The sequence below is a fragment of the Bifidobacterium apicola genome (assembly GCF_042846865.1).
Lineage (GTDB): Bacteria > Actinomycetota > Actinomycetes > Actinomycetales > Bifidobacteriaceae > Bombiscardovia > Bombiscardovia apicola.
The window spans coordinates 747,619-774,146 of record NZ_BAAFQQ010000001.1; the positions used below are offsets into that span (position 1 = coordinate 747,619).

Annotated in this window: 23 protein-coding genes; 4 read left to right on the forward strand and 19 right to left on the reverse strand. The window is 60.0% G+C overall.

What is annotated here, in order from left to right:
* Positions 1-7 precede the first annotated feature (7 nt).
* The 5 genes from gcvH to ACGG9J_RS03175 form a co-directional block, all read right to left on the reverse strand.
* Positions 8-421 (reverse strand): glycine cleavage system protein GcvH, encoded by a 414-nt coding sequence (gene gcvH / locus ACGG9J_RS03155; protein WP_390133543.1) that lies wholly within the window; start codon positions 419-421, stop codon positions 8-10.
* Positions 422-460: 39 nt separating this feature from the next.
* A complete protein-coding gene (locus tag ACGG9J_RS03160) occupies positions 461-2,059 on the reverse strand; it encodes a L,D-transpeptidase family protein (protein WP_390133545.1) in 1,599 nt (532 codons plus the stop codon).
* Positions 2,060-2,146: 87 nt separating this feature from the next.
* Entirely contained in the window at positions 2,147-3,184 is a 1,038-nt protein-coding gene (gene nudC / locus ACGG9J_RS03165; protein WP_390133547.1) for an NAD(+) diphosphatase, read from the reverse strand.
* Complete coding sequence (locus ACGG9J_RS03170) at positions 3,181-4,038, reverse strand: alpha/beta fold hydrolase (protein ID WP_390133549.1); 858 nt, start codon at positions 4,036-4,038, stop codon at positions 3,181-3,183. The genes nudC and ACGG9J_RS03170 overlap by 4 nt, the downstream gene beginning before the upstream one ends.
* A 23-nt stretch (positions 4,039-4,061) precedes the next feature.
* Positions 4,062-4,691, reverse strand: coding sequence for an NUDIX hydrolase family protein (locus tag ACGG9J_RS03175; RefSeq protein WP_390135298.1), 630 nt, complete (start codon positions 4,689-4,691; stop codon positions 4,062-4,064).
* A 171-nt stretch (positions 4,692-4,862) separates the two neighbouring features.
* Between ACGG9J_RS03175 and trxA the strand changes: the two genes are divergently transcribed.
* A complete protein-coding gene (gene trxA, locus ACGG9J_RS03180; RefSeq protein ID WP_390133551.1) occupies positions 4,863-5,207 on the forward strand; it encodes a thioredoxin in 345 nt (114 codons plus the stop codon).
* Positions 5,208-5,362: 155 nt separating this feature from the next.
* A complete protein-coding gene (locus ACGG9J_RS03185; protein ID WP_390133553.1) occupies positions 5,363-6,370 on the forward strand; it encodes an aggregation-promoting factor C-terminal-like domain-containing protein in 1,008 nt (335 codons plus the stop codon).
* Between the two features lie 639 nt (positions 6,371-7,009).
* Here ACGG9J_RS03185 and ACGG9J_RS03190 read toward each other — a convergent pair.
* Positions 7,010-8,410: an NCS2 family permease gene (locus tag ACGG9J_RS03190; RefSeq protein ID WP_390133555.1), complete on the reverse strand. Its 1,401-nt coding sequence runs from the start codon at positions 8,408-8,410 to the stop codon at positions 7,010-7,012.
* A gap of 204 nt (positions 8,411-8,614) precedes the next feature.
* Here ACGG9J_RS03190 and ACGG9J_RS03195 point away from each other — a divergent pair, with 204 nt between their 5' ends.
* The gene (locus ACGG9J_RS03195; protein WP_390133557.1) at positions 8,615-8,818 is read left to right on the forward strand and encodes a hypothetical protein; all 204 of its coding nucleotides are present in this window, start codon (positions 8,615-8,617) and stop codon (positions 8,816-8,818) included.
* Between the two features lie 4 nt (positions 8,819-8,822).
* Here ACGG9J_RS03195 and ACGG9J_RS03200 read toward each other — a convergent pair whose 3' ends face one another.
* The 5 genes from ACGG9J_RS03200 to ACGG9J_RS03220 all read right to left on the reverse strand — a co-directional run bounded on the left by ACGG9J_RS03200 (position 8,823) and on the right by ACGG9J_RS03220 (position 13,764).
* Entirely contained in the window at positions 8,823-9,809 is a 987-nt protein-coding gene (locus tag ACGG9J_RS03200) for an AEC family transporter (RefSeq protein ID WP_390133558.1), read from the reverse strand.
* 68 nt (positions 9,810-9,877) lie between these two features.
* Positions 9,878-10,657 carry a phosphate ABC transporter ATP-binding protein PstB gene (gene pstB / locus ACGG9J_RS03205; RefSeq protein ID WP_390133560.1) on the reverse strand — a complete coding sequence of 260 codons (780 nt, stop codon included), beginning with the start codon at positions 10,655-10,657 and terminating at the stop codon, positions 9,878-9,880.
* A gap of 31 nt (positions 10,658-10,688) precedes the next feature.
* Positions 10,689-11,669, reverse strand: a complete 981-nt coding sequence (pstA, locus tag ACGG9J_RS03210) for a phosphate ABC transporter permease PstA (protein WP_390133562.1) — start codon at positions 11,667-11,669, stop codon at positions 10,689-10,691.
* On the reverse strand, positions 11,666-12,619 hold the full coding sequence (gene pstC, locus ACGG9J_RS03215; protein ID WP_390133563.1) for a phosphate ABC transporter permease subunit PstC: 954 nt from the start codon (positions 12,617-12,619) through the stop codon (positions 11,666-11,668). The genes pstA and pstC overlap by 4 nt, the downstream gene beginning before the upstream one ends.
* Positions 12,616-13,764: a phosphate ABC transporter substrate-binding protein PstS gene (locus ACGG9J_RS03220; RefSeq protein WP_390133564.1), complete on the reverse strand. Its 1,149-nt coding sequence runs from the start codon at positions 13,762-13,764 to the stop codon at positions 12,616-12,618. Before ACGG9J_RS03220 ends, pstC begins: the two co-directional genes overlap by 4 nt.
* Before the next feature lie 329 nt (positions 13,765-14,093).
* Here ACGG9J_RS03220 and ACGG9J_RS03225 point away from each other — a divergent pair, with 329 nt between their 5' ends.
* Positions 14,094-15,665, forward strand: a complete 1,572-nt coding sequence (locus tag ACGG9J_RS03225; RefSeq protein ID WP_390133566.1) for an MDR family MFS transporter — start codon at positions 14,094-14,096, stop codon at positions 15,663-15,665.
* A 141-nt stretch (positions 15,666-15,806) separates the two neighbouring features.
* Here the strand turns inward: ACGG9J_RS03225 and ACGG9J_RS03230 are convergent, their stop codons facing one another.
* From ACGG9J_RS03230 to ACGG9J_RS03265, 8 genes are all read right to left on the reverse strand, one after another.
* Entirely contained in the window at positions 15,807-16,604 is a 798-nt protein-coding gene (locus ACGG9J_RS03230; RefSeq protein ID WP_390133568.1) for an HNH endonuclease family protein, read from the reverse strand.
* Between the two features lie 54 nt (positions 16,605-16,658).
* On the reverse strand, positions 16,659-17,507 hold the full coding sequence (locus ACGG9J_RS03235; protein WP_390133570.1) for an aldo/keto reductase: 849 nt from the start codon (positions 17,505-17,507) through the stop codon (positions 16,659-16,661).
* Positions 17,508-17,636: 129 nt separating this feature from the next.
* A complete protein-coding gene (locus ACGG9J_RS03240) occupies positions 17,637-18,827 on the reverse strand; it encodes a class C sortase (protein ID WP_390133572.1) in 1,191 nt (396 codons plus the stop codon).
* A gap of 507 nt (positions 18,828-19,334) precedes the next feature.
* Positions 19,335-20,162 carry a hypothetical protein gene (locus ACGG9J_RS03245; RefSeq protein WP_390133574.1) on the reverse strand — a complete coding sequence of 276 codons (828 nt, stop codon included), beginning with the start codon at positions 20,160-20,162 and terminating at the stop codon, positions 19,335-19,337.
* A gap of 193 nt (positions 20,163-20,355) precedes the next feature.
* Positions 20,356-22,326 carry an LPXTG cell wall anchor domain-containing protein gene (locus ACGG9J_RS03250; RefSeq protein WP_390133576.1) on the reverse strand — a complete coding sequence of 657 codons (1,971 nt, stop codon included), beginning with the start codon at positions 22,324-22,326 and terminating at the stop codon, positions 20,356-20,358.
* Between the two features lie 243 nt (positions 22,327-22,569).
* Positions 22,570-24,084, reverse strand: a complete 1,515-nt coding sequence (gene araA, locus ACGG9J_RS03255; RefSeq protein ID WP_390133578.1) for an L-arabinose isomerase — start codon at positions 24,082-24,084, stop codon at positions 22,570-22,572.
* Positions 24,085-24,132: 48 nt separating this feature from the next.
* A complete protein-coding gene (locus ACGG9J_RS03260) occupies positions 24,133-24,825 on the reverse strand; it encodes an L-ribulose-5-phosphate 4-epimerase (RefSeq protein ID WP_045923976.1) in 693 nt (230 codons plus the stop codon).
* A 64-nt stretch (positions 24,826-24,889) separates the two neighbouring features.
* Positions 24,890-26,503, reverse strand: coding sequence for a xylulokinase (locus ACGG9J_RS03265; protein WP_390133580.1), 1,614 nt, complete (start codon positions 26,501-26,503; stop codon positions 24,890-24,892).
* Positions 26,504-26,528 lie beyond the last annotated feature (25 nt).

The window sequence follows — 26,528 nt, forward strand, 5'->3', positions numbered from 1 at the left end:
CTGACCGTCAGTTCAGGTTCTTCAACAGCTGACCATACTCCTCGGCGCTCATCAGATCGGGCTCGTCATCCTCCAGGTCGATCTTGGCTATCCAGCCTTCCCCATAAGGATCGGAGTTGATGACCTCAGGATCGTCCGAGGCTGCCCTGTTGACGTAGGCAATGGTGCCAGCAACTGGGCAGACCACCGGCTCAACAGCCTTGGAGGACTCCAGCTCGATGACCTCATCGCCGGCATCGACGTGGGTGCCGGTCTCGGGCAAGTCCAGAAAAACCAGGTCTCCCAGCTGGTCCGCCGCATACTCGGTCACACCCATGGGGGCCGGGGATTGACTGGGATCGATCCAGACATGATCCTGGGAGTACCGCAGGTGTTCGGGCACATCCAGTCGGGAAGTTCCATCACTGTGTTCATCGCTCATGGTTCCAGCCTACTCGGCCGTCTACCACGACAGGTGCACCTATCGGGCCGGACCTGGCGGAACCTGTCCCTCCACCTTGACCATGGTCCCGGCCGGAGCGTTGTCGTAGATCCATTTGGCGTCCTGCTCATACATATTGATGCAGCCGTGGGATCCGTAGTGGGTGGGGTCGCCCTTGGCAATGCCTCCGTAGTTCCAGTCGGCCGTATGGAAACCCTCGCTGCCGTTGTAGTAGGAGACCCATCTGACATTGGGCGACACGTAGCCGGGGCCGCGCATGGTCTGGACCGCGTAGCGCACATTGATGAAGAAAGTGCCAGTGTCGGACCAATTCCCGTCATTGGGCGCGCCTGAGCATACGGGGAAGGTCTTGACCTGGGTGGTGCCGTGGTAGGCGGTGGCGGTCTGGTCGCTGAGGTTGACCTGAATCCAGGTGTCGCCGTCGGGCACATCGTAGCGGGCCACCCGTGTCTGCTCCTTGTGGGGAGTGATGTCGGCGCGCGCCTGGACCGGATTCGTGTCGCCCTGTTCGAGGGCTTGGACGACCAGGTCGGCCGTAGCGGACGCATCCGTGACCCGGACTCCGTCCACACCCTTGGTGATCTCAGCCACCACGTCACCCTTGGTGTTCTTGACATTGACAGCGGTGACCATATTCCGGTCCAGCTGCCGGGCCAGCTCCTGGTTCAGATATTGCTTGACGGCCTGCCGGTCAAAGGCCAACTCCATGGTCCCCTTGTTCAGATCGGTGACCGGCTTGACCCAGGTAGCAACGGTGACGGCCGGCACAGTCATGAGGTCATCATCTGCACCCTTGATGACCAGGTCCTTGGCCAGCCGCTGGTTGGCCTGAGACGCCACCTGATTGGCAGTGTCCAGACTGATCGGCATGTTCACGTCCTTATAAACCACCTCTACGGCCAGGTGCCTGCCGGGCTTGTCGATCAAGGAGGAAACGGCATCCTGCACGCGGCCCAGCTCAGGCGCCTTGCCTCCGCGACCCTCCTGGGCCCGGAAGGCGTGTGCGCCTGGATCAAAGACGATAGTGGAGGGAACGGAACGGTCTTGGCGGTCGATGAAGTGCTCTGTCAGGTACTTGTTCATGGCGAGCTGATCCCGATTGGCCACCAGCGGCACCGTCTCCCTAAGAAAGGGGTTCAGCCGGGACATGTCTGCAGAGCCCTTGGCATTCATAATCCGGGCGACCGTGGCATCCGAATCCACGCTTACGCCCAGATCCTTCAGACCAGCCTTGACTGAGGTGCCTTCGCCCTTGAGTTCCACCCGGGAGTCACGAACCTGCCGATCCACGATCTGCTTGACTTGATCCTTGGTCCGGCCCATCATGGCCTGCCCACCCAGGGTGACGCCAGGGGCCACCCGGTCACGGAAGAAGGCCCGGGCGCCAAACCAGCAACCCACCAGAATCAGCACGATCAGGAGAAGCAGAGCCAGAATGATGCGTCCCCGATGACCTCTCGAAGAAGCCTTATGGGCAGCACCTGCGCCGAAGGCCCGATCCGCTTGTCCGTCGGCAAACAGGTCCACAGGATCAGGCACGTTGCCGTTCGTCGGCGGCACCGTCACAGTTACGGCCTGGTCGACATCCGAGACACGAGGCTCTTCTTGCCCCTCCATGGACATAGCACACCTTTCGCCGCTGACAATTCCTCGCAATATCTTACGACGAGACCAGGTCCAGGAGCGCGACGCCATACTAGCGAATCAGAGCTCGCTGCCATACCATTGCTCAATCATGTATCTGGCCACACTAGCCGCCTGAGGTATGCGCAGCCGACCGGACGCCAAAGCAGCACCGAATTCCTCCCGGGTGAACCAGCAGGCATCATCGGTCTCCTGGCCATCCACTCGGATGTCCGTATTCAGCGACCTTGCCCTGAAGGCCATCATCAGCGAGGACGGGAAGGGCCAGGGCTGGGAGCCCAGGTACCGCATCTCCCCCAGGTTCAGACCCACCTCCTCCAGAGTCTCCCGCCGAACTGCATGCTCCAGATTCTCACCAGCCTCGACGAATCCGGCAGTGACCGAGCGAAAGTCGGGAGCCCACTTCCGGTTGTGCTGCAGCAAAAGTCGATCGTGGCCGTCCACCACGGCCATGATCACCGCTGGCTCGATGCGGGGAAAGAGCAGGTGCCTATCTTTTGAGGCATCCCCCTGGCAAAGCTGGGCCCAGCCGGCCTGACTGGGACGGACCGGTGCGCCGCACTGGGGACAGAAGACCTGGTGTCCGTGCCATACGGACAGTGCGACTGCACAGGTGGCTAGGCCAACCTGGCGCGGACGACCATGAGGGGCATACTCTCGCAAGGCGAGCCAGTCGAAACGCTGATCAGCAGCCTGGATCAGGTTGCCAAGAGCATCCCCGGCAGCTTGATGAGCACAGGCAAGATCCAGATCCAGGGCCAGCCAGGCCTGCCGGTCTGCCCTCCCTAAGTAGTAGCAAGGCAGCTCAGACTGGTCTGACGAACCCGCCAGGGGACCCTGCAAATAAGCAGCGGGGAGGGTGGTCAGGCGGATGCTGGCCCCGGTGCGACCAGCCAGCGCCCCCTTGCCTCTGGGTACAGCCACCTTGTCGCCACGCACCAGGATGACCCCAGTGCCCTCCTGAGCCAGCAGCTGGCCAAGCAGACCAGGCTGCTGCCGCGATGCCGTGTCGTAGTCCACATCACCTTGAGCCAGAGGCAGGAAGGGCAAGGTCCCGGTCAGAGCCAGTGGGGAGAAAACCGTTTCAGGATCGCTCATGACTGCCTTTCTACGCGATGGACCAGGTCCAGCAGGGCAGCAGCCACCTGGTCAGGGTGCTCAACAGCGCTGAAGTGGCCGCAGTCGTCTATTGCAGTGAAAGTGACATCGGTTCCAGCCTGACTCATGGCCTGAGCCAAAGGCTCCATGGCACGCGGGGGGCTGGATGGATCGCAGCGGCCGCTGACCAGGGCAGCAGGCACCCTGATGCGGCCGACCAGATCGCTCTGGTCTGGGCGGCCTGCGGCCATCCGCTCTCGCCAAGCGATGCCCCGGGGATCCTGGGACCGTATCCATTCGGTCATGGTCTGCACGAAGACGGGTGAACGCTTGACTGTGGAGTCGCCCTCCTGGGGCCTGGCGAAGTGCATGACCGGATCAAGCGTCCCCTTCTCCTCACAGGTTCGGGCGATTTGCAGCCGGTTGGCCCGGGATGCTGGACGGTCAGCCATCATGGTGGTGTCACACAGGGCCAGCCCAGCCACCATCTGCGGGTAAAGCCTGGCTACGGCCTCGACCAGGTAGCCTCCCATGGAAAGTCCGACCCATATGGCCTTCTGCGCTCCCGTTGCGGCAACCATGTCCACAAAGGCACGAGCCATGGCATCCAGCGCAGCAGGCAGGGCGCCATCAGAGTCTGCCGGGCCACAGGCCGTCGGTTCAGGCAGGAGGCTATCGCCTGCTCCGGGCATATCCGGGGCATAGACAGGGAAGGTGGGCATACCCGCACGATCCGCCTGGGCAATCAGCGAGGCTGCACACCGATCCCACATGCGGTGGTCCACAGGGAATGCATGGACCAGCACCAAGGGCAGCCCCGCCCCGTGGCGATATACGGTATTGGCGATGGTCATGCCCGTCTCCGACGATTCGCGGCTCACAATGCACCGGCCCAGGTCAGAGCGCTCATCAGCACCTTGCCGTGCCCGCCGGGCATCTGTCTCATAAAGGACTCCAACATATCGCCCTTGGGATCGATCCACTCCACGTCCAGTGTCTCGTCCTGGGGCTTGCAGTCCCCTGCTACCGGCACCAGATAGCATAGGGCGATAGCATGCTGGCGCGGATCGTAGTACTCCGAGACACCTGGCGTGGGGAAGAACTCGGCCACGGTGAAGGGCTGCGGGCTGGCAGGCAGCATGGGCAGGGCCAGCTGGCCCAGATCCTTGGCGATGTTTCTGGCCAGGGCCTCCCTGATGGTCTCGTGGTAAAGGATCCGTCCAGTGATCAGGGTGCGCTCGATGTTGCCCTGATCGTCCACACGCAGAAGGGTGCCCACTTGGGTGACGGCACTCATGTCGTCTACACGAACAGGCACTACCTCCACATAGGGCATGGGCAGGCAGCGGCGCGCATGGTCGATGGCATCACGGTTCAGCCATCCGGGTGGATTCGAGCCCGAAAAACCCCGGTTGAAGTCTTCCGGGGTGATGTGGGAGAAAGCGCCACGGTCGCGATCGGCATCGAAGTCGTCATCATCGGGAATCTCGTCGTTCAGCACTGGCATGGCTCCATTATCCGCATTAGGCTTGACCGCCCACGGGACCCCGGCGGACATCTCCACCCAGAGCATATTCGGGCGCTTTCTCCAGCCTTGATGGAATGCTGATGATTGAAAGCGGTTGCTAAGCACGGGAGCTTCCCGCGCGACAGTCAAACGACTTCAAGGAGCGTTATCATGGCCACCACGACTATCACCTCGGAAAACTTCGAGCAAACCATCAAGGACAACGACCTGGTGCTGATCGACTTCTGGGCCACCTGGTGCGGCCCCTGCAAGGCTTTCGGCCCCATCTTCGAGAAGGCCTCGCAGGCCAACGCCGACATCGTCTTCGGCAAGGTGGACATCGACCAGAACCAGGATCTGGCCGCAGCCGCCGACATCCAGGCGGTGCCCACCCTGATGATCACCAAGCAGGGGCAGATCATCTTCAAGCAGGCCGGAGCCCTCAGGTCTTCGGACCTGGACGATCTGATCGACCAGGCACGCAAGGCCGATTTGTCGACACCGGCACAGGCCTGAGCCGGGTGAGTTGGTTCCAAGGCAGGTTTGCACTACAGTAGAGCTGTGTTTGTCCAGTGACCATTTCGGCCTTACCGGAGGCATACGGCCTATAGTCGATAGGAAACGATAAGTCGACTGATCACTGAGGATCTGTCGTCCAACAGAGGAGAGTAATGGCGAACCACCGTAGAAGACGGATGAGTGCGGTCAAAGCCCTGACGAAGCGTCAGTGGCTGCGGTTGGCTGCCGGCGTAACCGTTCTCGGCATGGTTGTTGGCGCAGGCTTTGTTTCGCGCGACTTCTACACATCCGCTGAGAGCTCAGCCAAGGCAGGGGTGACATCCTATTCCGCCACCGAGAATAGGGGCACCGTGTCCCGCGGCAGTACCAGGCAGGCCATCCGCAACGGTGCGGGCGGCGCCAACGCGAACACCTCCTATGTGAATGTGCAGATTAACGGAAAGAACAAGGTGGTCCTGGGCACCGGCTTTACCGATGTCAAATCCGTGCTGGAGGCCGGGGACATCACCCTGCAGCCAGGAGATCAGATCACCCCGTCCCTGACTACCCGCGTCAGCGAGAAGACTGTCATCCGTATCGACCGAGCCGGCGCCCAGGTCAAAACGGACGAGTCGCCCATTCCCTTCAACACCATAGAAGAGAAGACCAGCGCCCTCCCGGCAGGCACCACCAAGGTAAAGACGGAGGGGCAGGACGGCGTCATGGAAACCACCAGCCTGGTCACGGCGGCTGGCAGCAAGCATCTGACCAGCAATATTTTTGCTTCCTTCGTCAAGACTGTCCCCGTCGACAAGGTAATCCTGGTAGGCACTGGCGGCGGCGCCCCTGCACAGGCCGGCTCCACCACCACTACAGTCCCTGTGGGCGAGGCCCAGAGCATCGCTCATGGTCTGGTCACTTCGCGCGGCTGGGGCGAAGACCAGTTCACCTGCCTGGTGCAGCTGTGGAACAAGGAGTCCGGCTGGCGGACCACCGCCTCCAACCCATCGGGCGCCTACGGCATCCCCCAGGCATTGCCCGGCAGCAAGATGGCCTCGGCCGGCCCCAACTGGCAGACCGATGCCCAGACCCAGATAGTTTGGGGACTGGGTTACATCCAGGGCCGCTACGGAACCCCTTGCGGCGCATGGTCCCACTCACAAGCGAGCAACTGGTACTGATCCATTCTCATATCATCTAAAACAGGAATCCCCGATGGACTTCCCATAGCCTGCCGGGGATTTTCTATGCAAGGCCACTCATGATCAGGTCATTTGATTATCGGTTTTGGGCTTCATCGCAATGTATGCCCGCCACGAGATCAGCAGTATGGCAGACAACGGCCAGGACTCATTGCAGCCAAGACCCTTGGTCGGCCATATGACCCAGCCTATTTGCTCACTTGCAGATGCCCCTCCTATCGACCGGACACCTTTTGTCGTCCTCAAAAACGCAGGAAACCACCCAAGCGCTTCAGAGCGGATCAGCAGAAGCCGGACTGTCCTCGCACCAGCCCCTTAGACCCGCGCCGAAAATGGAGACACCGTCTTGAAGCTCAATGCGACCTTGCAACCCATGAAAATGCCCCCCCCTTCCCTTGCCAAGGGATGAGGGCGAGGGATTCCAGCTCGTTTTATAACAGGATTGCCGGTTGATGCCGCTCAACCAGACCACGAACCAGTAGGGCCTCGCCACTCACATGTGGCGAGGCCCTACTGCTATCTTATTTATTGTTTATTTTTCTCTCTCAGCCTCCCCTAGCCAGCAGATGACCTAGACCGCATCCTGCACGGATAGACCTGGAATTCGATAACCTTGTTCTAGAGGACAGCCTGGAGCACGAAGTCCAGGATGAAGAGGGCCGAGACCGCCCAGATGATGGGATGAACCTCCTTGCCCTTGCGCTTGCAGACCATGGTCAGGCTGTAGGTGATGAAGCCGGCGGCCACACCATAGGAGATGGAGTAGGCAAAACCCATGAAGATGGCGGTGAAAAAGGCCGGAATGGCTTCAGACAGCTCGCCCCACTCAATCTCGGCGAAGGAGCTCATCATCATGCAGCCCACAATGACCAGCACGGGTGCAGTGGCCGCCGAAGGCACAGCCGAGATCAATGGAGCGAAGACGGCGCTGAGCGCAAAGCAGATGGCGATGACTACCGAGGTCAGGCCGGTACGACCACCAGCTGCGATGCCCGCTGCGGACTCCACATAAGTGGTGGTGTTGGAAGTGCCGAAGAGGGCGCCGATGGAGGTCGCAGTAGCATCGGCGAATAGGGCCTTGTCCATTTTGGAGCTGAAACCGCGGCCGCTCTCCAGAGCCTGCTCGTCCTCAGCAGAGAAGATGCCTGAGCGTCGGCCAGTGCCCACGAAGGTGCCGATAGTGTCGAAAGTGTCAGACAGGGAGAAGGCGAAGATGGTCACCAGCACCACCGGCAGCTTGGCAGGGTCGGAGAAGAGAGCGGGGAATCCGTCCTGACTGAAAATGGCCAGGAAAGTCTGCGGCAGCTGCGACCAGGCTTGACCTAGATCAACGGACTTGGCCATGCTGGTGACCCCCATGGGAATGCCCAGCAGCGTGACCGCGATGATGGCGATGACAAAGGCACCCTTGTTGATGAAGGCCAAGTGGCCCTTGAATTTGAAGATCAGGAGGAAAACGGTCAGCAGCAAGCCGATGACGAAGAGGATGACCCCAGGGGTGTTAAAGGTAGTCAGCCCAGGGTTGGCGCCGGACGCTGAGGTCTTGTCGGGGGTGAACTTGATGATGCCCACATTGAGCAGGCCCACATAAGCGATGAAAACGCCAATTCCGCCGCCGATGGCGTGCTGGAGCATGGGCGGAATGGCCTGGATGATCATCTTGCGCAGCTTGGTGGCCGTAACCAGGATGTTGATCAGGCCGCACAGGAAGACCATGCACATGGTCTGCTGCCAGGTGAAGCCCAAGCCCTTGACCACAGTGAAGGTGAAGAAGGCGTCCAGCCCGACCCCTGGCGCCACGCCGTATGGCACATTGGCCACCAGCCCCATGATCAGGGTGCCGATGATCGCAGCGATCAATGTGGCAAGGAATACAGCGCCCCAGGGCATGCCCGCCGTGGAGAGCACCGAGGGATTCACCACGATGATGTAGGCCATGGCAAAGAAAGTGGTGATGCCTGCTACCACTTCCGTAGAGACTGTGGTATTATTATCCGAAAGCCGAAATAGCTTATGCATATTCGATCCTTATTGTCTTATTTGGCGATGAGACAAGAGAAGAATATCACGAGCACTCGGCTTTTCTGTTACAAGTCCCCCCATATCGAGCTCAAATACCTTTGCAGAGCCTTTCACCCGCCTATAATCAGCATACTGGCACGGCTCTGAAGCCGTCCCAGGATGGGATCAATCGAAGGTGCTGTGCCTTTCAAGGAGGGGTATATGGCCAGGGACAATCACTGGGACCAGGACGATCAGAAGCAATACCAGCATGTGCACGACAGCGAAGTCGATCGTGGACAGGACGAGCGCACCGCCGAGCGGATTGCAGCCGCCACGGTCAACAAGCAGCGCACCCGGGAAGGCCGTACCCTACGTCAGGAGCAGGAGCGCCACGACCAGGGCATAGACAGCAAGAAAGACTGAATCCTCAGAGGGCGCCCATCTGCAGATGGGCCAAAACCATGAGCACGGCACCGATCAGCGCAGTCAGGGCCAGGGTAAATCCTGCCAGGCGTGCGTTGCCGAGAACCTTGTCGGTAAACATGGTGGCGAAGACCGCAGTCGGAGCCAGGCAGCACAGGGCCACGGCCTGACGTACCAAGGACCCGAAGGGCAATAGATACCATGCGGCTGCAGCAAACAGGATGCCGAAAGGCAACCGCCAGGCCAGGACCTGCAGTACAGCCTTGACGTCATCCCGGCCGCCGGGCAACTCCATGAGCATGCCGACCATCAGCATGGAGCAGAAGGCGTTGGCCGTCGAGAGGGGCCGGGTCACCTGGGCCGACCAGCCTGGCAGCGAGACCCCAGTCAGCGTAAAGCCCACCATGACCATGTAGGTATCGAAGGAGGGCGAGCTCAGGAAGCCCCTGGCTATGGAGATGGCCGCGGCTTTGCGATGGAGCTTCCGGGCATCAGGGTCATCCAGCTTGACCGGCTCTCCAGCATCAGGATCCAGAGACTGGCCCGGTCGAATATGCAGGAGCCCCTGGGTCATGACGTTGGTCCCGGCAGAAACCATGACCGAGTTGCCGATGTCGAACATGGCGGCAGGCACCAGGGCCGCCGTACCGAGCAGGGACTGGAGCATGGGGAAGCAGAAGCATCCGATGTTGAAGCCTGATCCGTTGAGCATAAGAAAAGCCCGCTGAGCCTTGGACCGATGCTTGCTCGTCAGAAAGATGGCCAGGGGCGGAATGAGCGAGGCCACGAAAGCGAAAGCCGAAACCAAAAGCATGCTGGGATCGTGAGGGTTGGTGGCGAAGGAGTAGATGATGGCCCCGGGCAGAACCAGGTCGAACACAACGGTCTGCAGTACCCGGTAGTCCAGCGGACGAAAGAGGCCAGAACGCTTGAACAGGTAGCCCACCAGGATGATGCCCAAGAGGGTGGCCGGTTCCAGCAATACTTCCATGCCGTCTCTCCTTCCATGGATGCCGGAACCATGATAGCTGACGGGCGGCCGCGCAGACCGGTTCCGTCTCAGCCGAAACGGCCGGAGATGTAGCGCTCGGTATCCGGCTCGTGCGGGTTGGAGAAGATAGTGGTGGTGTCGTCCATCTCCACCAGATGGCCGGGCTGACCCACCGCCTTGAGATTGAAGAAGGCCGTGTAGTCGGAGACTCTGGCGGCCTGCTGCATGTTATGGGTGACGATGACGATGGTATAGTCCCGCTTGAGCTCGTTGATCAGATCCTCCACAGCCAGGGTGGAGATGGGGTCCAGGGCCGAACAGGGTTCGTCCATAAGCAGGACCTGGGGGTGCACGGCCACGGCACGGGCAATGCAGAGCCGCTGCTGCTGACCGCCCGAAAGCCCGACGCCCGGCTTATCCAGGCGGTCCTTGACCTCATTCCAAAGATTGGCCCCGCGCAAGGCCCACTCCACCAAGTCGTCCGCGTCCGACTTGGCGATGTGCTTCTTATTGAGCCGTATGCCAGCCAGAACATTCTCCCGGATGGACATGGTCGGGAAGGGATTGGCCCTCTGGAAGACCATGCCAACATCCCGTCGCACCTCGACCGGGTCTACATCCGGTCCGTAAAGGTCTCGACCCTCCAAAAGCACCTGCCCGCTCACATGCGCTCCCGGGGTGATCTCGTGCATGCGGTCCAAGGTGCGCAGAACCGTGGACTTGCCACAGCCGGAAGGACCGATAAAAGCAGTGACCTTGTTGGCTTGGATGCGCATGTTCACGTCTTGAACGGCCAGGAAGTCTCCGTAGTAGACGTTGAGATGGCTGATGTCTATGCGTTGGCCCATGTTCCGGCCTCCGTTCCTCTCATTGCGGTTTTCAACGGGTCCGTCCAACAGCAAAGATGCGCGAGACCAGCCGCCCAAGCAGATTGAGCAGCAGAACGATAAGGATCAGCACCAAGGCCGCCGCCCAGGCCCGCTGCATATGGATGTCGGTCAGGCATCCTGGGTCGGCACCTGGTCCGCAGACGGCCAGACCCTGGGAATACTCGTTGTAGACGAAGACCGGCAGAGTGGTCATCCTCCCGGAGAACAGGTTCGGGTTGGTGGTGGCGATGAAGCCCGAAGCTATCAGCAGGGGCGCCGTCTCACCGATGACCCGTGCCACAGCCAGGATGGTGCCCGATACGATGCCGGGCAGGGCCGTGCGCAGCACGATGGTGGTGATGGTCCGCTGCTTGGTCACCCCCAGGGCATAGGCCGCCTCGCGCAGGTCATTGGGGACCACAGCCAGCATGTCCTCGGAGGTCTTGACCACCGTGGGCAGCATGAGCAGTGAGAGGGCCACCGAACCAGCGAATCCATTGACCGTGCCCGGCCCGACCACCAGGGCGAACATGGAGAAGGCGAAGAGGCCAGCAACGATGGAGGGGATCCCGCTCATCACATCCACCATGAGACCGATGGCCTTGGCCAGACGGCCCCCATGAGCGTATTCGACCAGATAGACCGCACACATGACGCCCACGGGAATGGAGATGACCATGGATCCAAAGGTGATCTCCAAAGTGCCGATTACCGCGTGCAAAATGCCGCCATATCCTCCTGACGGCGTGGGATTGCCGCCCACCACCCCGCTCATATTGTGGGTCAGGAAGTCCGGTGTCAGCCGTTGCATCCCCTTGGACAGGCTGACCCAGAGCACCGAGACCAGCGGGATCAGGGCGACCAGGAAGGAAAGCCCGATTAGGACGGTCATCAGCCGGTCCTTGCGCTTGCGCGCCCGGATGGAGGATCTGGTGGGTCTGAAGCGGTCAAAATCGATGACCGGTCCGCGATCAGTTCGGCTTGCCATCATGCCCCCGCCTTTGCTGTGATCCTGCGCGCCAGATAGTTGACGATAAAGGTGATGATGAAGAGGACCAGACCAGTGGCCACCAGGAGGGCAACGCCCTGGGAGTCCGCCTCAGGGAACTGGGCGGCGATGTTGGCGGCAATGGTTTGGCTTTTTGAAGCCTGCAACAACTGCAGAGAGTAGCTGAATCCTGGCGAGAGGATCATCAGCACCGCCATGGTCTCGCCCAAGGCGCGCCCCAGCCCCAGCATGGAGGCTGAAATGATTCCTGAGCGGCCGAAGGGCAGGACCGCAAGCCGAATCATCTCCCACTTGGTGGCTCCTAGGGCCAAGGCCGCCTCCTGCTGCAGTCGAGGGGCTTGGATCAGAATGTCACGGGTGACCGAAGTGATGATAGGCAAAATCATGACCGCCAGCACCAGAGCCACGGTTGCCACGGACCGTGCCGGGGCTGCAACGTGACCGGAGAACAATGGAATCCAGCCAAGATGAACGGATAGCCAACGCCAGAAGCCGGTGATATTGGGAACCAGGACCAGAGCCCCCCAGAGTCCGTAGATCACCGAGGGCACAGCGGCCAGCAGATCGATCACAGTGCTAAGCAGCGTGGATAGGCGGGATGGAGCATAGTAGCCAATAAAAAGGGCGATGCCCAGAGAGACAGGGAAGGACAAGAGCAGAGCCAGGCCCGCAATCAGAATAGTGCCGAAAACCAGCGGGCCCACATAGCCCAGGAAACTGCGCGCACGTCCACCGCTCAGGGAGAGTATGGCCTGGGTGCGGGAATCCGGATCCCCGGTGAACGCCGGAAAAGCACGCAGGATCAAAAAGAGCGTGACCGCAGCCAGGGCCAGCAGGATCAGGATGCCTGCCCCGATGGCGCAGGCCTTAAAGATCCGATCCATCCGCTTGGCCTTATTCAGGGTTGCGGTCTTGTTCGGTTTGTCGCTCATGCCTTCCCCCCGATGGTCTCCACCGAGCCCATGGCCTGAGTGCGCAGCCCCTCCCCCAGCTCGGCGCTGCCCGCGTTGGCCGCAGCCATGCGCTGGCCCTGCTCGCTCAGCAGATAGGTCAGCCAATCCTTGGCGAAACGGGCCTTGGATCCGTCTGGATCATGTCGATAGGCCGTGCAGACCACGTCGTAGGAGACCAGGACGATGGGATAGGTATGCACCCGGCTGGTGCGGTGGTCCACAGTCAGGACCACTCGGCCAGGCTGATTAGCCTGAGGATCCCGCTGGGCAGCATCCAACAGGTTGGCCACGGTCTTGGCCGTAGGCGGTTGCCAGGTCTTCCCCACCTGGACGGCCACTGTGCCCAGTCCGGTGGTCTGGGCTGCGTCCGCATAGCCAAAGGTGCCCGTCGCCTGGTTCATGGTCATGACCACCCCGGCAGTGCCCTTGGCGCCCTGCCCCAGGTCGTTGGGCCAATTCTCGCCCGCTTGATAGGGCCATGCTGACCCAGCCGTGTCGTGCAGATAGGACAGGAAGCTTTTCGTGGTGCCGGACTTGTCCGAACGATGAATCACCGTGATGTCAAGATCAGGAAGATTGGCCCCCGGGTTGAGGGCTGCGATGCGCGGATCACGCCAGTTGGTGACCTTTCCGGAGAAGATCATAGCGATCAGAGCAGGATCCATCCGCAGATGGCCTTCTGAGCCCTTCGGCCACAGATCAGGAAGATTGTAGGCCACAGCGATCGGGGTGGCGTAGACGGGCAGGTCGATGGCTGTACCGGAACCACAGACCTGACGCGAACGCTCAAGCTGCTCTGTTGTCAGCGGCGCATCGGTGCCGGCCCAGATGGTCGAACCGGACAGGAAAGCGTTGACTCCAGCACCGGAGCCGGCCGGATCATAGGAGATGCGCGCCTCCGGATGCTGCTTACGGAATCCTGCTATCCAGGCCTCGTCCGCGCTCTGCTGGGAGGATGCGCCAGATCCGGCGAACTCGCCCTGCAACAGGGTTTGATCTGCGGTATTGCCTGATCCGCTGCCTCCGACGGGGACGTTGTCGCCGCAGGCCGCCAGGGAAATCATCAGTGCCAGGGACATGAGGAGGGCCGGGAACCTACCACGACCGTGACCATGTGCGTGCATGCTACCTACCTTGACCGCCGTTGCATTTCAAACGTCCGTCCTCATCAGCCCGTGTTGGGCCCTCCCGTATTCACATTACCGAAGCTCGCCTCACACAGCATACTGGAAACGCTGACCGCCGGACAAGGTCGTCACATCCGCGTCAGCCATGTGGAAAAACCCGATCACAATCCACAGCCGGGTATATTATAAGGTCATTGTCAGACGCTTAGCTCTCTTGTTCTTTTCTTAGTGTCACCGGTATCGGTATGCCCTGATTTCCTTTTTGGGACGGCACCACAGGGAGCGGTATGCGCAGCGAAAACTGAACCCAAAGGAAGTGGTGGTGCATGAGGAAGCAGGAGCTCGCCAAACAAGGGCGGACCCTCAGCAAGGATGGAGCCTTCGTCAATGGAAAGCTCACCCATGAAGCCTTCCTTTCGCTGGCCATCCTGACCGTCATCACCTTCCTGGGCAACTTCACCCAGCTGCAGCTGGCTTCGGCCCTGCCTACCATCGTGGACGAGTTCCACATCACCCTGACCACCGGCCAGTGGCTGACATCGGTATTCCAGCTGGTCATGGGCGTCATGGTTCCGTTGACCGGCTTTCTGACCAAACGCTTCTCCACCAGGCAGATCGTCATCACCTCCATGGCTGTCTTCACCCTGGGGTCCCTATTGAGCTGGCAGTCGCAGACCTTCGCCCTGGTCCTGCTGGGCCGCATCCTTGAGGCCATAGGCACGGGAACCATGTGGCCCGTTCTGCAGATCACCGTCTTCTCCATCTATCCGCTGGCCAAGCGCGGCATGGCCATGGGCACCGTGGGCTTGGCCATGAGTGTGGCCCCGGCCATCGGGCCTACTCTCGGCGGCTGGCAGACCGACGCCAACGGCTGGCGCTCCATCTTCCTGACACTGAGCATCTGCGGGGCCGTGGCGCTGCTCCTGTCAATCTTCGGCCTGCGCAACTTCGGCCAGCGCGACACCAGCGTCAAGGCGGACTTCTTCTCGGTGGCCCTGTCCATCTTCGGATTCGGCGGCCTCATGTTCGGCTTCACCAACATCGAGAACTTCCCCATCACCTCCCTCATGACCTGGCCCTTCATGCTGGTCGGCTTGATCGGGATCATCTGGTTCGTTCTTCGCCAGCTCCACCACGACAAGCCCCTGCTGGACCTGCATGTGCTGCGGATCAAGAACTTCACTGTGGGCACCATCATCGCCTCCATGTCCTTCTTCGCCTTCAGCTCGGTCACCGTCATCCTGCCCATGTATATCCAGACGGATCGCGGTTTCTCGGCAACCATGAGCGGCCTGGTCATGCTGCCGGGTGCCATCGGCACGGCCATCGCCCAGTTCTTCGGCGGCCGTCTGCTGGACCGCTGGGGCGCTCGACCCGTGGCCATGACCGGCTGCTCGGTCCTGCTGCTGGGCACCATCGCCATGAGCATGATCAGCGCCAACACTTGGATCGGCCTGGTCTCCATCTGCCAGTTCATCCGCCAGATCGGCATGGGCTTCACCCTGATGCCTTTGACCACCTGGTCCCTGAACAACCTGGCTCCCAAAGACGTTTCAGCCGGTTCAGCCGTCACCAACACGGCCCGGCAGATCGCTGGCGCTGTCGGAGCGCCCATCCTGGTCATCCTCATGGAGACCATCACCACCCTGCGCCACAACGCCTTGGGCGGCGGCCACTCCACCCAGATCGCCGCCAACATCTTCGGCGTGCAGTGGGCTCTGCGCATCTCGGCACTGATCTGCCTGGGCATGGTCCTGCTGGTCTACTTCGGAGTTCGCGGAAACGGCGCTGGCTCCGGTCGTCAGATGACCCGCATGCTCTTGCGCCACATGCATATCATCCACGCCGACACCACTGCCGCTATCACGTCCTCGGGCGATTCCAAGGCCCAGGACTGATTAACGTAGAGTCTTTCTCCAGCTTCTACTGGATTTGAGCAAGCCGATCGCAAACTACAAGATCGGCAGGCCAGTAAATACACGAAGCCATTTGCAAGCCAGCCTTTTCTATAGAGGGATCAGGCCTCTACAAGCTGATGCTCAGCGATCCTGCGGGAGGGGCTGGCCGGGACAGGTATGGAGAACGGCCAGCATAGCCTGTTTTTCCGAGCTGGTGACGCTCAGGGAGTACTTGTCCTTGACCGCTATCTGACGGGCCACATAGGAGCATTGATAATCCTTGTTCGCCGGCAGCCAGTAGTCGGCCGAAGCACTTCCCTTGGCCTGGTTGGCTGGACCGTCCACGGCAAGAAGATTATAGGGGTCGTTGCCGAAACGGTAGCGGCGGGCCGTGTCCCACTTGCTGGCTCCTGATCGCCAGGCGTTTTCCAGGGCGACCACATGGTCAATCTGCACGGCCGAGCTGGTTTTCGGCCCTCTGACGAATTCGATGGTCCGCCCGGTATAAGGATCCTGAAGACGACCGCTGGCTACCTTGCACCCTCCAGGAGTCGTGGTACGCAGGTCAGTCAGGTCGCGGGTCAACACATCCTCGCGTACATTGCAGCCGTTGCCGTCCTCATCGGTCTCCTTGAAACCGAAGGCCTCGCGCCGGTACTGGCGGCCGGGGCGGTTCTGATCGTTCACCGTCAGACCCTGCAGAGTCTGAGCCGCATCGCCCGTTGCTGTATATCGTCCGGTCAGCCGTCCGACTCCACCGTTGACCCTCGGAAGAATCAACCCGATGGTGATGCCTAGGACCACAGCGACCACCAGAAGGATCAGCACCCGTTCCGTAAGCGACTCGCGGCGAAAACGGGCCGGGGCGGGATTCCGCCAGAACGAACTGTACCGGCCGCGGCCTCGATACCGATATCTTCTGCGTCTCGGACCGGTCATCTACCGCCGATACCTCCTATGTCAAATGCATGCATGAATCATCCATCATAGCGGTCAGGCGTAGGCGTAGGTCATCGGATCGTGCCCTGCACGCACCGGGGAGTCCATGGCATCAATGGCGGCATGCTCCTCAGCGCTCAGACTGAAGCCGAACAGGTCCAGGTTCTCCGACTGCCTTTCCCTGTGGACCGACTTAGGGATGATGATTGTTCCGTTTTCAATGTGCCAGCGCAGCACCACCTGGGCTGGCGTTACCCCGTGAGCCTGAGCGATATTTCCAAGCCTTTCGCCGCCGGCTGCCAGATCCGCTCCGCGTGCCAGTGGCGAGTAGGCTTGGACGGCGATGTTGTGCTCCCTGCAGAAAGCTGTCACCGTGCGCTGTTGCCAGCTGGGGTGCAGCTCGATCTGATCCACGGCGGGATACTCCCCCGTCTCCCTGTGCAGACGTTCCAGATGCTCCGGCAGGAAGTTGCAGACCCCCAGGGTCCGCACCCGTCCCTCATCGCGCAGCCGACGGAATGCGCGCCAGACCTGATCGGCCCGCCAATCGAACGGGGTGGGCCAGTGGATCATATACATGTCGACATAGTCGGTGCCCAGCAGGGCCAGCTGGCGGTCGAAAGCCCGCAGCGCGCTGTCGTAGCCCTGTTCGGAGTCACGCAGCTTGGTGGTCAGCCAGAGGCGGGCACGTTCGGGACCACTCTGGCAGCCGAAGTCCTTAAGGCCACGGCCCACGCCGCCTTCGTTTCGGTAGCCCGCTGCAGTATCGATGTGACGATACCCCAGTTCAAGGGCAGAGCGCACCACTCCTGCGGTTTGATCATCGTCGATTCTGAGAACCCCCAGGCCAATCTGCGGAATGCGGTTGCCATCAGACAATAGAATGTCGGGAACTGCCGTCATGGTCCACAACCTCCCAGAATACGACCCAGCAGTCTGCCGGGCCATGCTCGCTCCATTCTAGAGCTAGGCACAAGCGCGGTCACGATCGAACAGACCCATGTGGACAAACCTGCCAGCCCATGCACCAGCCTAGAATTTGTTGATGCCGAAGAAGTACAGCAGGTGGGTATCGAACCAATGGTAACCCAGATCAAACACAGGCAGAAGGCTGATCCGCATCATCATTCCGACCGCGCCCCAGGCGAAGAAGAGAGCAAGCAGGGCCAGCAGCCACATGAAGGCGCTGCAGGTTTTTCGGGTTTTGATCAGCCGACGACGGCGGGTGGCCGCGGATCGAGTCTCTTGCTCATGGCTGACCATGATCGTGGCCAGCGGCTCCCCCATGGTCCCGTGTGCTGTCGCCCGAGACTCCAGATGCTCCATCTGCTCCAAGTCATGGCGGCAGTTGCGGCGGCGGCGCGAAAGAAGATACCAGCCCGACAAGCAGGCCGCAAACAAGGCCAGAAGCACCCAGACCATGTAGAGGGGTGCCCCCTTGGGTTTGGTCGGAGGCACATCATCGCCGATGTAGTGTCCGCGAACAATCAAACGGTGGGAATTGACGCCATAGGGATAGCAGGTCAGCAGGGTCACGTAGTTGGAATTCTGAATAGGCTGCAGTGCGCTGACATCGGTGGGCTTGATGACCTTGATCTGGTCAACCTTATAGCTCATATGACGTGTAAGCACCCGTATCTGGAAGACATCGCCCTTGCGCAGCTGGGTCAGGTTGTCAAAGAGCATATAGCCGACCTCGCCAGTGTGTCCCGTGATGACAGCGTGGATAGTGCGGTTGTCTGTAGGCACGTGGGTGGTGGCGATGTGACCGGTGCCGTCCTTGAGTACCTCATCGCTGGTACCGTGCCGCACAGGTAGCTTGACATTGATTTTGGGAATGTCCACGTAGGCCATCATCCCCTTGCCATCCACATTGAGGATCTTGTAGTAGCGGCCCAGCGGTTCCTTGACTTCTTTGTACTTGAAAGGATCTCTCAGGGTGGGCTTGCCCAGTTCCTCATCATACTGCTTGGCATCTTGCCACATGGCTCGGCGTTGGGCCGGCGACAGTGCGGCCACAATCTGATCATAGTTGTCCACTGCTGCGGAATCTTCGGAGTAATTGACATAAGCGGCCAGCAACGGGTAAAGAAAGATTCCCAGCCCGATCAGGAAGCCTAAAGTCTCCAGGAGCCCGAACCCTCGCCCTGACTTGGCGGCCGTACGACCGCTCTTCGTCCCCGACTGGTTGGTATCAGCCTTTGGTGATGCTACAGCTGCCACTTGATTCGGAATTCCTTGCTGACCCTCACCATGGGCGCGGTGCCTTCCAGCAACAATTATCGGAGCCGACTTTTGTGCTTCACTCGAATCACTCATCGGAGCCCCCGTTGCATCTGAGGCTTCTGGGAAATCTGAGGCTAATTGCTCTGCACCATGACTTTCATCGACTTTAAAGGCCGTATGGGTTGGCGCGGCAGCGGAATTGGGATGATAGACAAGAGGCATGTCCGCTTTCTCCGCATGCGCGCCTGATGGAGAATCAATAGGAGTGGAGGAGCTGGAGGTACCATCGCTCTTGTCGTTGGCATGGATCGCGTTCAGAATCACCGGATCAGAGTTCAGGTCCATTATGTCCTTTCCCCAGTCTGCTTTTCAAACAGTCCAGTTTGATAGTCCTAGACATGCAAGGACCGGCGGCACCCGTATGATACCGCCGGTCCTTATGCATCCACATGAATGCCTTCGATGCCAATTAGTGACAGAATTCCGGCACTTCCATGGAGATAACTAACGCTCATCCCTGTTCCAGGATCGTGCGACCACTGCCAGATAAAGGCCCAATGCGGCCAAAATCATGAGCAGAATGCCGGGCGCTAACATGGATACACCAGTGGCAGCCAACTTCCCCGGTCCGGGGCGCACAATTGGGACCTCTTGAGGCACATTCACGAGTTTGGGGCTGATGGTCACATCATATAGCGGATTGACATCACCCTGCTCCCGGTAGAGCGGCAACTGCACGACCACAGGGTCGACCTTTACCTTTTCGCCCTTGGGCGCGGCCGCTAAAGTAACCAACCAGTAGGAGGCGTGGAAGTAGTCGCCATCAAAAACAGCGGGACTTCCTCCAATCAGGGTAGGCGTGTCAAGATCGAGCTGAGCTCCGGTGAGCCAAACGCCCTGCGCTTTTGCTTCAGCCGCATTGGTTATAGTGCCGTTCTGGTCAGAGACACCGTAATATTCAGCTGGCTGTGTCTTGTCCTTGAATGCATTCGGATCGGCAGCCACCTCTTTGCTGAGCGCTGCTTGAGCTTTATCAACACCGGGATTGCTGTCAAGCGATTCCACCCGGCTTTTAAGAGTGGCAGCATCCAGCTTCAGAGCACGAAAGACATAACCTGACCCAGCAGATACAGGAGGTCTCGGCAGGATGTCACTCTGTCCACCTTGAGCTGAGTGTCCTTTCTTGAGCTGCACCGTCAGGGTCGGGTTGACCGTCGCCGCCTCTGCCGTCGGCGTTACAACGAAAGCAACCAGACCTAAACAGGCCAAAGCCGCGATCAAACAGGGCAGGACCCGGTGAGCCAGGCATTTCGGCAAGGCAATTCCCTTCATAAACCTTCCCTTCCAAGGCCGCCTTTCGACGACGTGGTTACGTCGGATCCGCCAGTCCGAAAGAAACCAGACCGGCGTTCCGACAAGTACAAACCGACTGAAATCTACGGTCCGTATGAAAATGGCGGACGATTCACGGAGGAACCATCCGCCATGTGGTCACCTCATAGAATACTTGACGTGACCGTGATCATCAGGCCCTAGCAGCGTTGTTGCGCCGGCTACGGGCGTACAGAGCTCCACCCATGATCAGGGCGCCAACGACCAGCAGCAGCACAATGCCACGGCCACCAGTCAGAGGCAGAGCCAATGGCGAGTCGCCTTCGGTTGTCTTGTAGTGAGCCAAGTACTTGGAGACAGTCTCGTTGTTGAATGTCATCTTGGTCTCTGCAGGTATACCCTCAGCAGGAGCATCGAACTTACCAAAGTTCAGCTTGCTGTAGTCTGGCTGAATAGTGGCATTGCGTCCATACTGCTGAACGATCTCAGTCTCAGTTTTACCTGCATCCGCGTAAGTAATCGTTTGGAAGGGGACACCGGGGTTGCGCCATTCCTTTGGAGTCTTGGTCTCAACCAACGTCCAGTTTACATTCTGGACAGTCTTATCAGCCGCTTGAGCTGAAGGTTGAGCCTCTCCAAAGATAGGCAGAGCTGCAAAGGTCACCAGACCTTTATCGTTGGCTGTAGCCTTGTAAAGCTGGACACCGTTTGGGGCAGCACCTTCGGCATAGAAATGACCATCCGAAGCCAGATACTTGTCTATGGAATCAGCATTCTCGACCAAACGGTATTCAGTACCGGGCAGGGCTGCGAAATTCGTGTTCTTATTCTGAACAGAGCCAAAAGCGATTGCGGCATTGGTCACATTCGTATGATCTTGTTCAGGGTCCTTGGGCGTACCGTCATCATTCTTGTTCTCGCTGTAGTCAGATGCCGCGTCGTTAACCACGCCACCGGTGCCTGTGGAATCGCCATTGCCGGTCACCTTTGCTGTATAGGTAACCTCCAACTCCATCACCGATGCTCCGACGCCCTGTGCCTTGGAAGCACCGCTGGCGGTAAAGAAGTCGAAGACGTAGTAAGTTACGTCACTCGTAGGCACATCCGCAAACATCTTCTTTGCGGAGTCGTTCAGACGAGCAGGATTCTCATTAGTAGTGACATCCTTGGTGAAATCCTCAGCGGCTAAGGGCGTCACATTGCCGGCGTTATCCCGAATATCAGCCTTGACGGATTCTGGATTACCCTGCAGCGAGCTTGACATACGATCAGCGAGCCTTACATCCTTGCCATCACCCTTCAGCTCCTTGACATCAAGCTTGCCGTCATTCTGCTTGGGAGAGCCTTCGTTGTAGAGCTTCTGAGACAGCTTGTAGGTGACAGTATCACCGGCAACCGCCGTGATTTGATCCTTCACGTTGCCGTCAGCGTCCGCCACGCTTTGCACAGTCTTAGTGAAAGATTGCTTGGTGACGTTCTTCGGATACAGGTGAAGATGGTAGACAAAACCACGAGTCTGGCTATCATCCGACGTATTAGTTGCATAGGGCAGACCAAAGAAGGAATTGGCAGCAGTCTTGTACTTGTTCTGATCAAGCTTATGCTTGTTTGCGGGATCGAAAGCAGGAGAATTGGCGGTATTCTCACTCAGAATATAGTAATGACCTTTGCCTGCAGGGAAGTTGGCTACTGTACGGGTCGGCTTCCCATTTCCATCGCCTTGGTACCATGTGTTGATGACACCCTGACCATCGGTGACACCAGCAAATAGCGTCGTCCCGCTCTTGGCCTGCCAGGTTTCCGGATCATCGGCCTTGATATCAGCCAAGGTCTTACCCTCTCCCTTAGGCTGAACCTCTTGAACGTTAAAGAGGATGCCCTGGGCAGGAGTGAGATCTTTCAACTGATCGCCATCGGTGGCAGAGCCGGTAGGCGCAAATCCTTCGTTCATGGACAGATACTTGGTGACCGTCAGCTGAGGGACCTTGGTTTCGTCCAGTGCCCCGGGTACAAACTGGTCCTCGCTAGTGAATCCATTGCCTTCATCGGCTGAAGCTTGGGTGGCCGGCAAGACAACCATGCCTGCCAGGAGCGTAGCTCCGGCAACCGCTAAGCCTAAAAGCTTAGGGAGCCTTACCCCTTCTTTATCTTGTTGCATGTGCATGCACGCATTCCCTTCTTTATAAATAGGCACAGGATGGCCAGGCACATCTTCGCCTCCCCAACCGTTCACTTCCCCGACTCAGGGGGGTTGGCAATATGTCAACTTTAGGACATGCCACTGTTCCCATTGCCTAATCATCACTGTACCGGCAAAATATAGACAACGCAAACCGACAAGCCAAATATGCAAAGGCCCCGCCACGCTAAGTGGTCGGGGTCTTGCAATTTTATCTGGAACAGGCGCTCAGTGTCGGTTGTCCAGCCGATGGTAGAGCTCAGCCGCACGCAGGTCGTCCTCGAAACGCCGGGGTTCGGTGTTCTCGTCGATGACGGCGAGCTCCACGCCGGCCATCCGGGCGAAGTCCTCCCAGGCCTCACGGCCCACGGTGGTGGTCATGCAGGTATGGTGGGCCGCGCCGGCGCGCAGCCAGCACTCAGCCGAGACCTTGAGCGAGGGCCGCGGCTTCCAGAGGGCGCGCGCCACAGGCAGCTTGGCCAGGGATCCGCCGGGCTCGACCACATCCACCACGTTCATGACCAGGCGGAAGCGTTCGCGTACATCCGCCAGGGAGACGACCACAGCATCGGTGCAGGGAGTGGCCGTGAAGACCAGACGCACCGGGTCCTCCCTGTCCCCGATGGACAGGGGGTGGATCTCCAGGCGGGGCCGTCCCTCGGTCAGCAGCGTGGGCGAGACCTCCAGCATATGGGCGCCCATGATCTCCTCATGGCCGGGCACGAAATTGTAGGAATAGTCCTCCATGAGTGAGCAGCCGCCCTTGAGCCCGTAGCCCATGACGTTGCCGATCCGAATAAGGACCGAGGTCTTCCAGTCGCCCTCTGCCGAGAATCCGTACCCGTCAGCCATCAGCCGCTGGGCCCCCACGCCGGGCAGCTGACGCAGGCCTCCCAGATCCTGGAAGTTGTCAACGGCGGCAGTGGCGCCCACCTCTTCCATCATGGCCCGCATGCCGAGCTCCTCGCGGGCGGCCACCACCAGGGAGTCGTACCGGGAATCCAGAAGTTCGGGAGCCACCTCATAGCTGCGCTTGTAGTCCTCGATCAGATCCTTGATCTGATCGTCGGTGACGGCGTTCACATGGTCCACCAGCTCGTTGACCGGCCAGGTGTTGACAGAGACGCCGAAGACCCGCTCAGCCTCGGTCTTGTCGCCCTCGGTGACGGCAACGTCGCGCATGTTGTCGCCCCAGCGGCAGACCTTCATGTTGTTGGCGGCATCCCAGCCGGCGCAGGCGCGCGCCCAGACGCCGATCTTACCGGCAACCTCGGGGTCGGTGTAGTGGCCGACCACGATCTTGCGCGGAATTCCCAGCCTGGTCAGGATGTAGCCGAATTCACGGTCGCCATGGGCCGACTGGTTCAGATTCATGAAGTCCATGTCGATGGTGTCCCAGGGGATCTCCACATGATGCTGGGTGTTCAGCTGCAGGAGCGGCTTGCGCAGCTTCTCCAGACCGCGGATCCACATCTTGGCCGGGCTGAAGGTGTGCATCCAGGCCACCACGCCGATGCAGGCCGGGTTCGACGAGGCATCGATCATGAAATTCAGGATGGAATCCGAATCTTTCAAAGTGGGTTTGAGAACCAGCTTGACCGGGATCCGCCCCGAGTCGTTGAGGGACTTGGCGATGTCCGCGGCCTGGATGCCTACCTGGCGCAGTGTCTCCTCACCATAGAGGTCCTGCGAACCAACGGCGAACCAGAGCTCCTTGCCCTCGAAGGGATTGTTCATGCTCATACTTGCTCCTTTGCTTATGCCTTTGTCAAGTGCTATTGCCCAGCCAGCTCAGTGCTGGCCGTAGACGTGCTGGTACCGGTCATTGAGCTTGGCTATGTCAGCCGGATCGATGGGCTTGGGCGTGCCGATCTGCTCGGCTGCCCAGACCGTATGGGCCACCTCTTCGGTCATGGCCGCCGCCTTGACCGCTGCCTCGGCATCGGCTCCCACGGTGAAGGGCCCATGGTTGCGCATGAGCACAGCTGGGCAGCCCGGATGATCCTTGAGAGTGTCGACCACGCCCTTGCCGATGGCCTCCGAGCCGATCAGCTCGAAGGGCCCCACAGGCACGGGACCGCCGAACTCGTCGCCCATCATGGTCAGCACGCAGGGAATGTCCCTGCCGGTGGCCGCCCAGGCGGTGGCATAGGTGGAATGGGTGTGGACCACGCCGTAGACCTCGGGCATGTGCCGGTAGATATACGCGTGGGATAGCGTGTCCGAGGACGGGGCCTCAGCGCCGTCCACCACGTTGCCGTCCAAATCGGTGACCACCATGGATCCTGGGGTCAGGTGCTCATAGCGCACCCCCGAGGGCTTGATGACCATCAGATCGGCAGAGCGCAACCGCTGCGAGACGTTGCCCGCCGTCCAGACCACCAGATTCCACCTGGTCAACTGCGCATGCAGGGTGGCCACCTGCTCGCGCACCAGTTTCACCTCGTCGCGCACCTCGGGTGAATAATCAGCCAAGGACACCATCTGCAACTCCTTTTCCCGGCCCGATCCTGCTGATCCGGCCGCTTGACGTTTTCAGCTCCCGGTCTCACCTCTGCAGGGGGATGGTCTTCACGGCCGCCTGCTCGATGGGCAGGCCCTTGGTGAAGCGGTCGAAGAAGGTCCTGAAGCCCCTCACATCGGCCGGATCCGGCTGCTCCGTCGTGGACTGGACACCCGCAAAGACATTGGCATCCAGATAGTCAGCCAGGGTCTGATCGGCATGACCCAGATAGTCGGCCAGGACAGCCATGCCCCAGGCACCCCCCTCCACAGCAGTGGACATGACCTTGATGGGGGCGTTGAAGGCGGCGGCCAGGATTCGCTGGGCCACCTTGGGGGTGGCGAAGATGCCGCCGTGGCCGACCATGGTGTCCACCTGGACATGCTCCTGGCGGGTTATCACATCCATGCCGATGGTGACCGGCGAGAAGGCCGAGAAGAGCTGGGCCCGCATGAAGTTGGCCAGGGTCATCCGCCCCTCGGGGCCGCGCGCGAAGACCGGGCGGCCCTCCTCCAGACCAGCCAGGAACTCCCCGGAATAGAAGCAGTAATTGATCAGTCCGCCGGCGTCCTTGTCTGCCTGGAGCGCCTGGTTGAACAGGGTGGCGTAAAGCGCATCCCCCTTGAGGTCCAGACCGGCGGCTTTGGCGAATTGTCCGAACAGCCCCACCCAGGCGTTCAGGTCCGAGGTGAAGTTGTTGGCGTGGCTCATGCCCGCTGGATCCCCAGCCGGTGTGGTGACCGGATCCACCTCGGGGTGGAAATCGCGCAGGGGATGCTCCAGGACCACCATGGCGAAGATGGATGTGCCAGCAGAAACGTTGCCGGTGCGGGGACGAACAGCATTGGTCGCCACCATGCCGGTTCCCGCGTCTCCCTCGGGCGGAGCCATGGGCACGCCGGGCTGCAGATGACCGCTGGGATCCAGCAGGGCGGCCCCTTCTGCGGTCAGTGCGCCCGCATCGCTGCCGGCGGTCAATGGTTCAGGCAGCAGGTCGTGGATGTCCCAGGGCTGGGCCTGGACTTGGGGCAGTCTAGAGAAGATGTCCAGCAGGCCCTGGTCGAACTCCTTGCGGGAGGAGTCAATGGGGAACATGCCCGAGGCATCGCCGATGCCGATGACCTTGCGTCCGGAGAGCCTCCAGTGCATGTAGCCAGCCAGGGTGGTGATGTAGGCCACACTGGGCACATGCTCTTCGCCGTTCAGAACGGCCTGGTAGAGGTGGGCGATGGACCAACGCTCGGGAATGTTGATCTTGAAGGCCTGCGACAGCTCCTCATGTGCCTGGCGGGTGTTGGTGTTGCGCCAGGTGCGGAAGGGCACCAGCAGTTGGCCATCCTTGTCGAAGGCCAGGTATCCGTGCATCATGGCCGAGATCCCCATAGCGCCGATCTTGGTCAGCGTCACCCCGTACTGACGACGGACATCCTCGGCCAGGGCCGCATAGGCCGCCTGCAGACCCTGATGGATCTGGTCCATGGAGTAAGTCCAGAGGCCGTCCTCCAGCCGGTTCTCCCACTCGACGTCCCCGGTGGCCAGCGTCCGGTAGTCATGGTCGATCAGCACAGCCTTGATGCGGGTGGAGCCAAATTCGATGCCCAGACTGGTCGCGCCCTCCTTTAATTCACTCACGATGACACCTTGTTCGCCAACAACCATGTCTGCTCCTTTGCCTGATATGTTA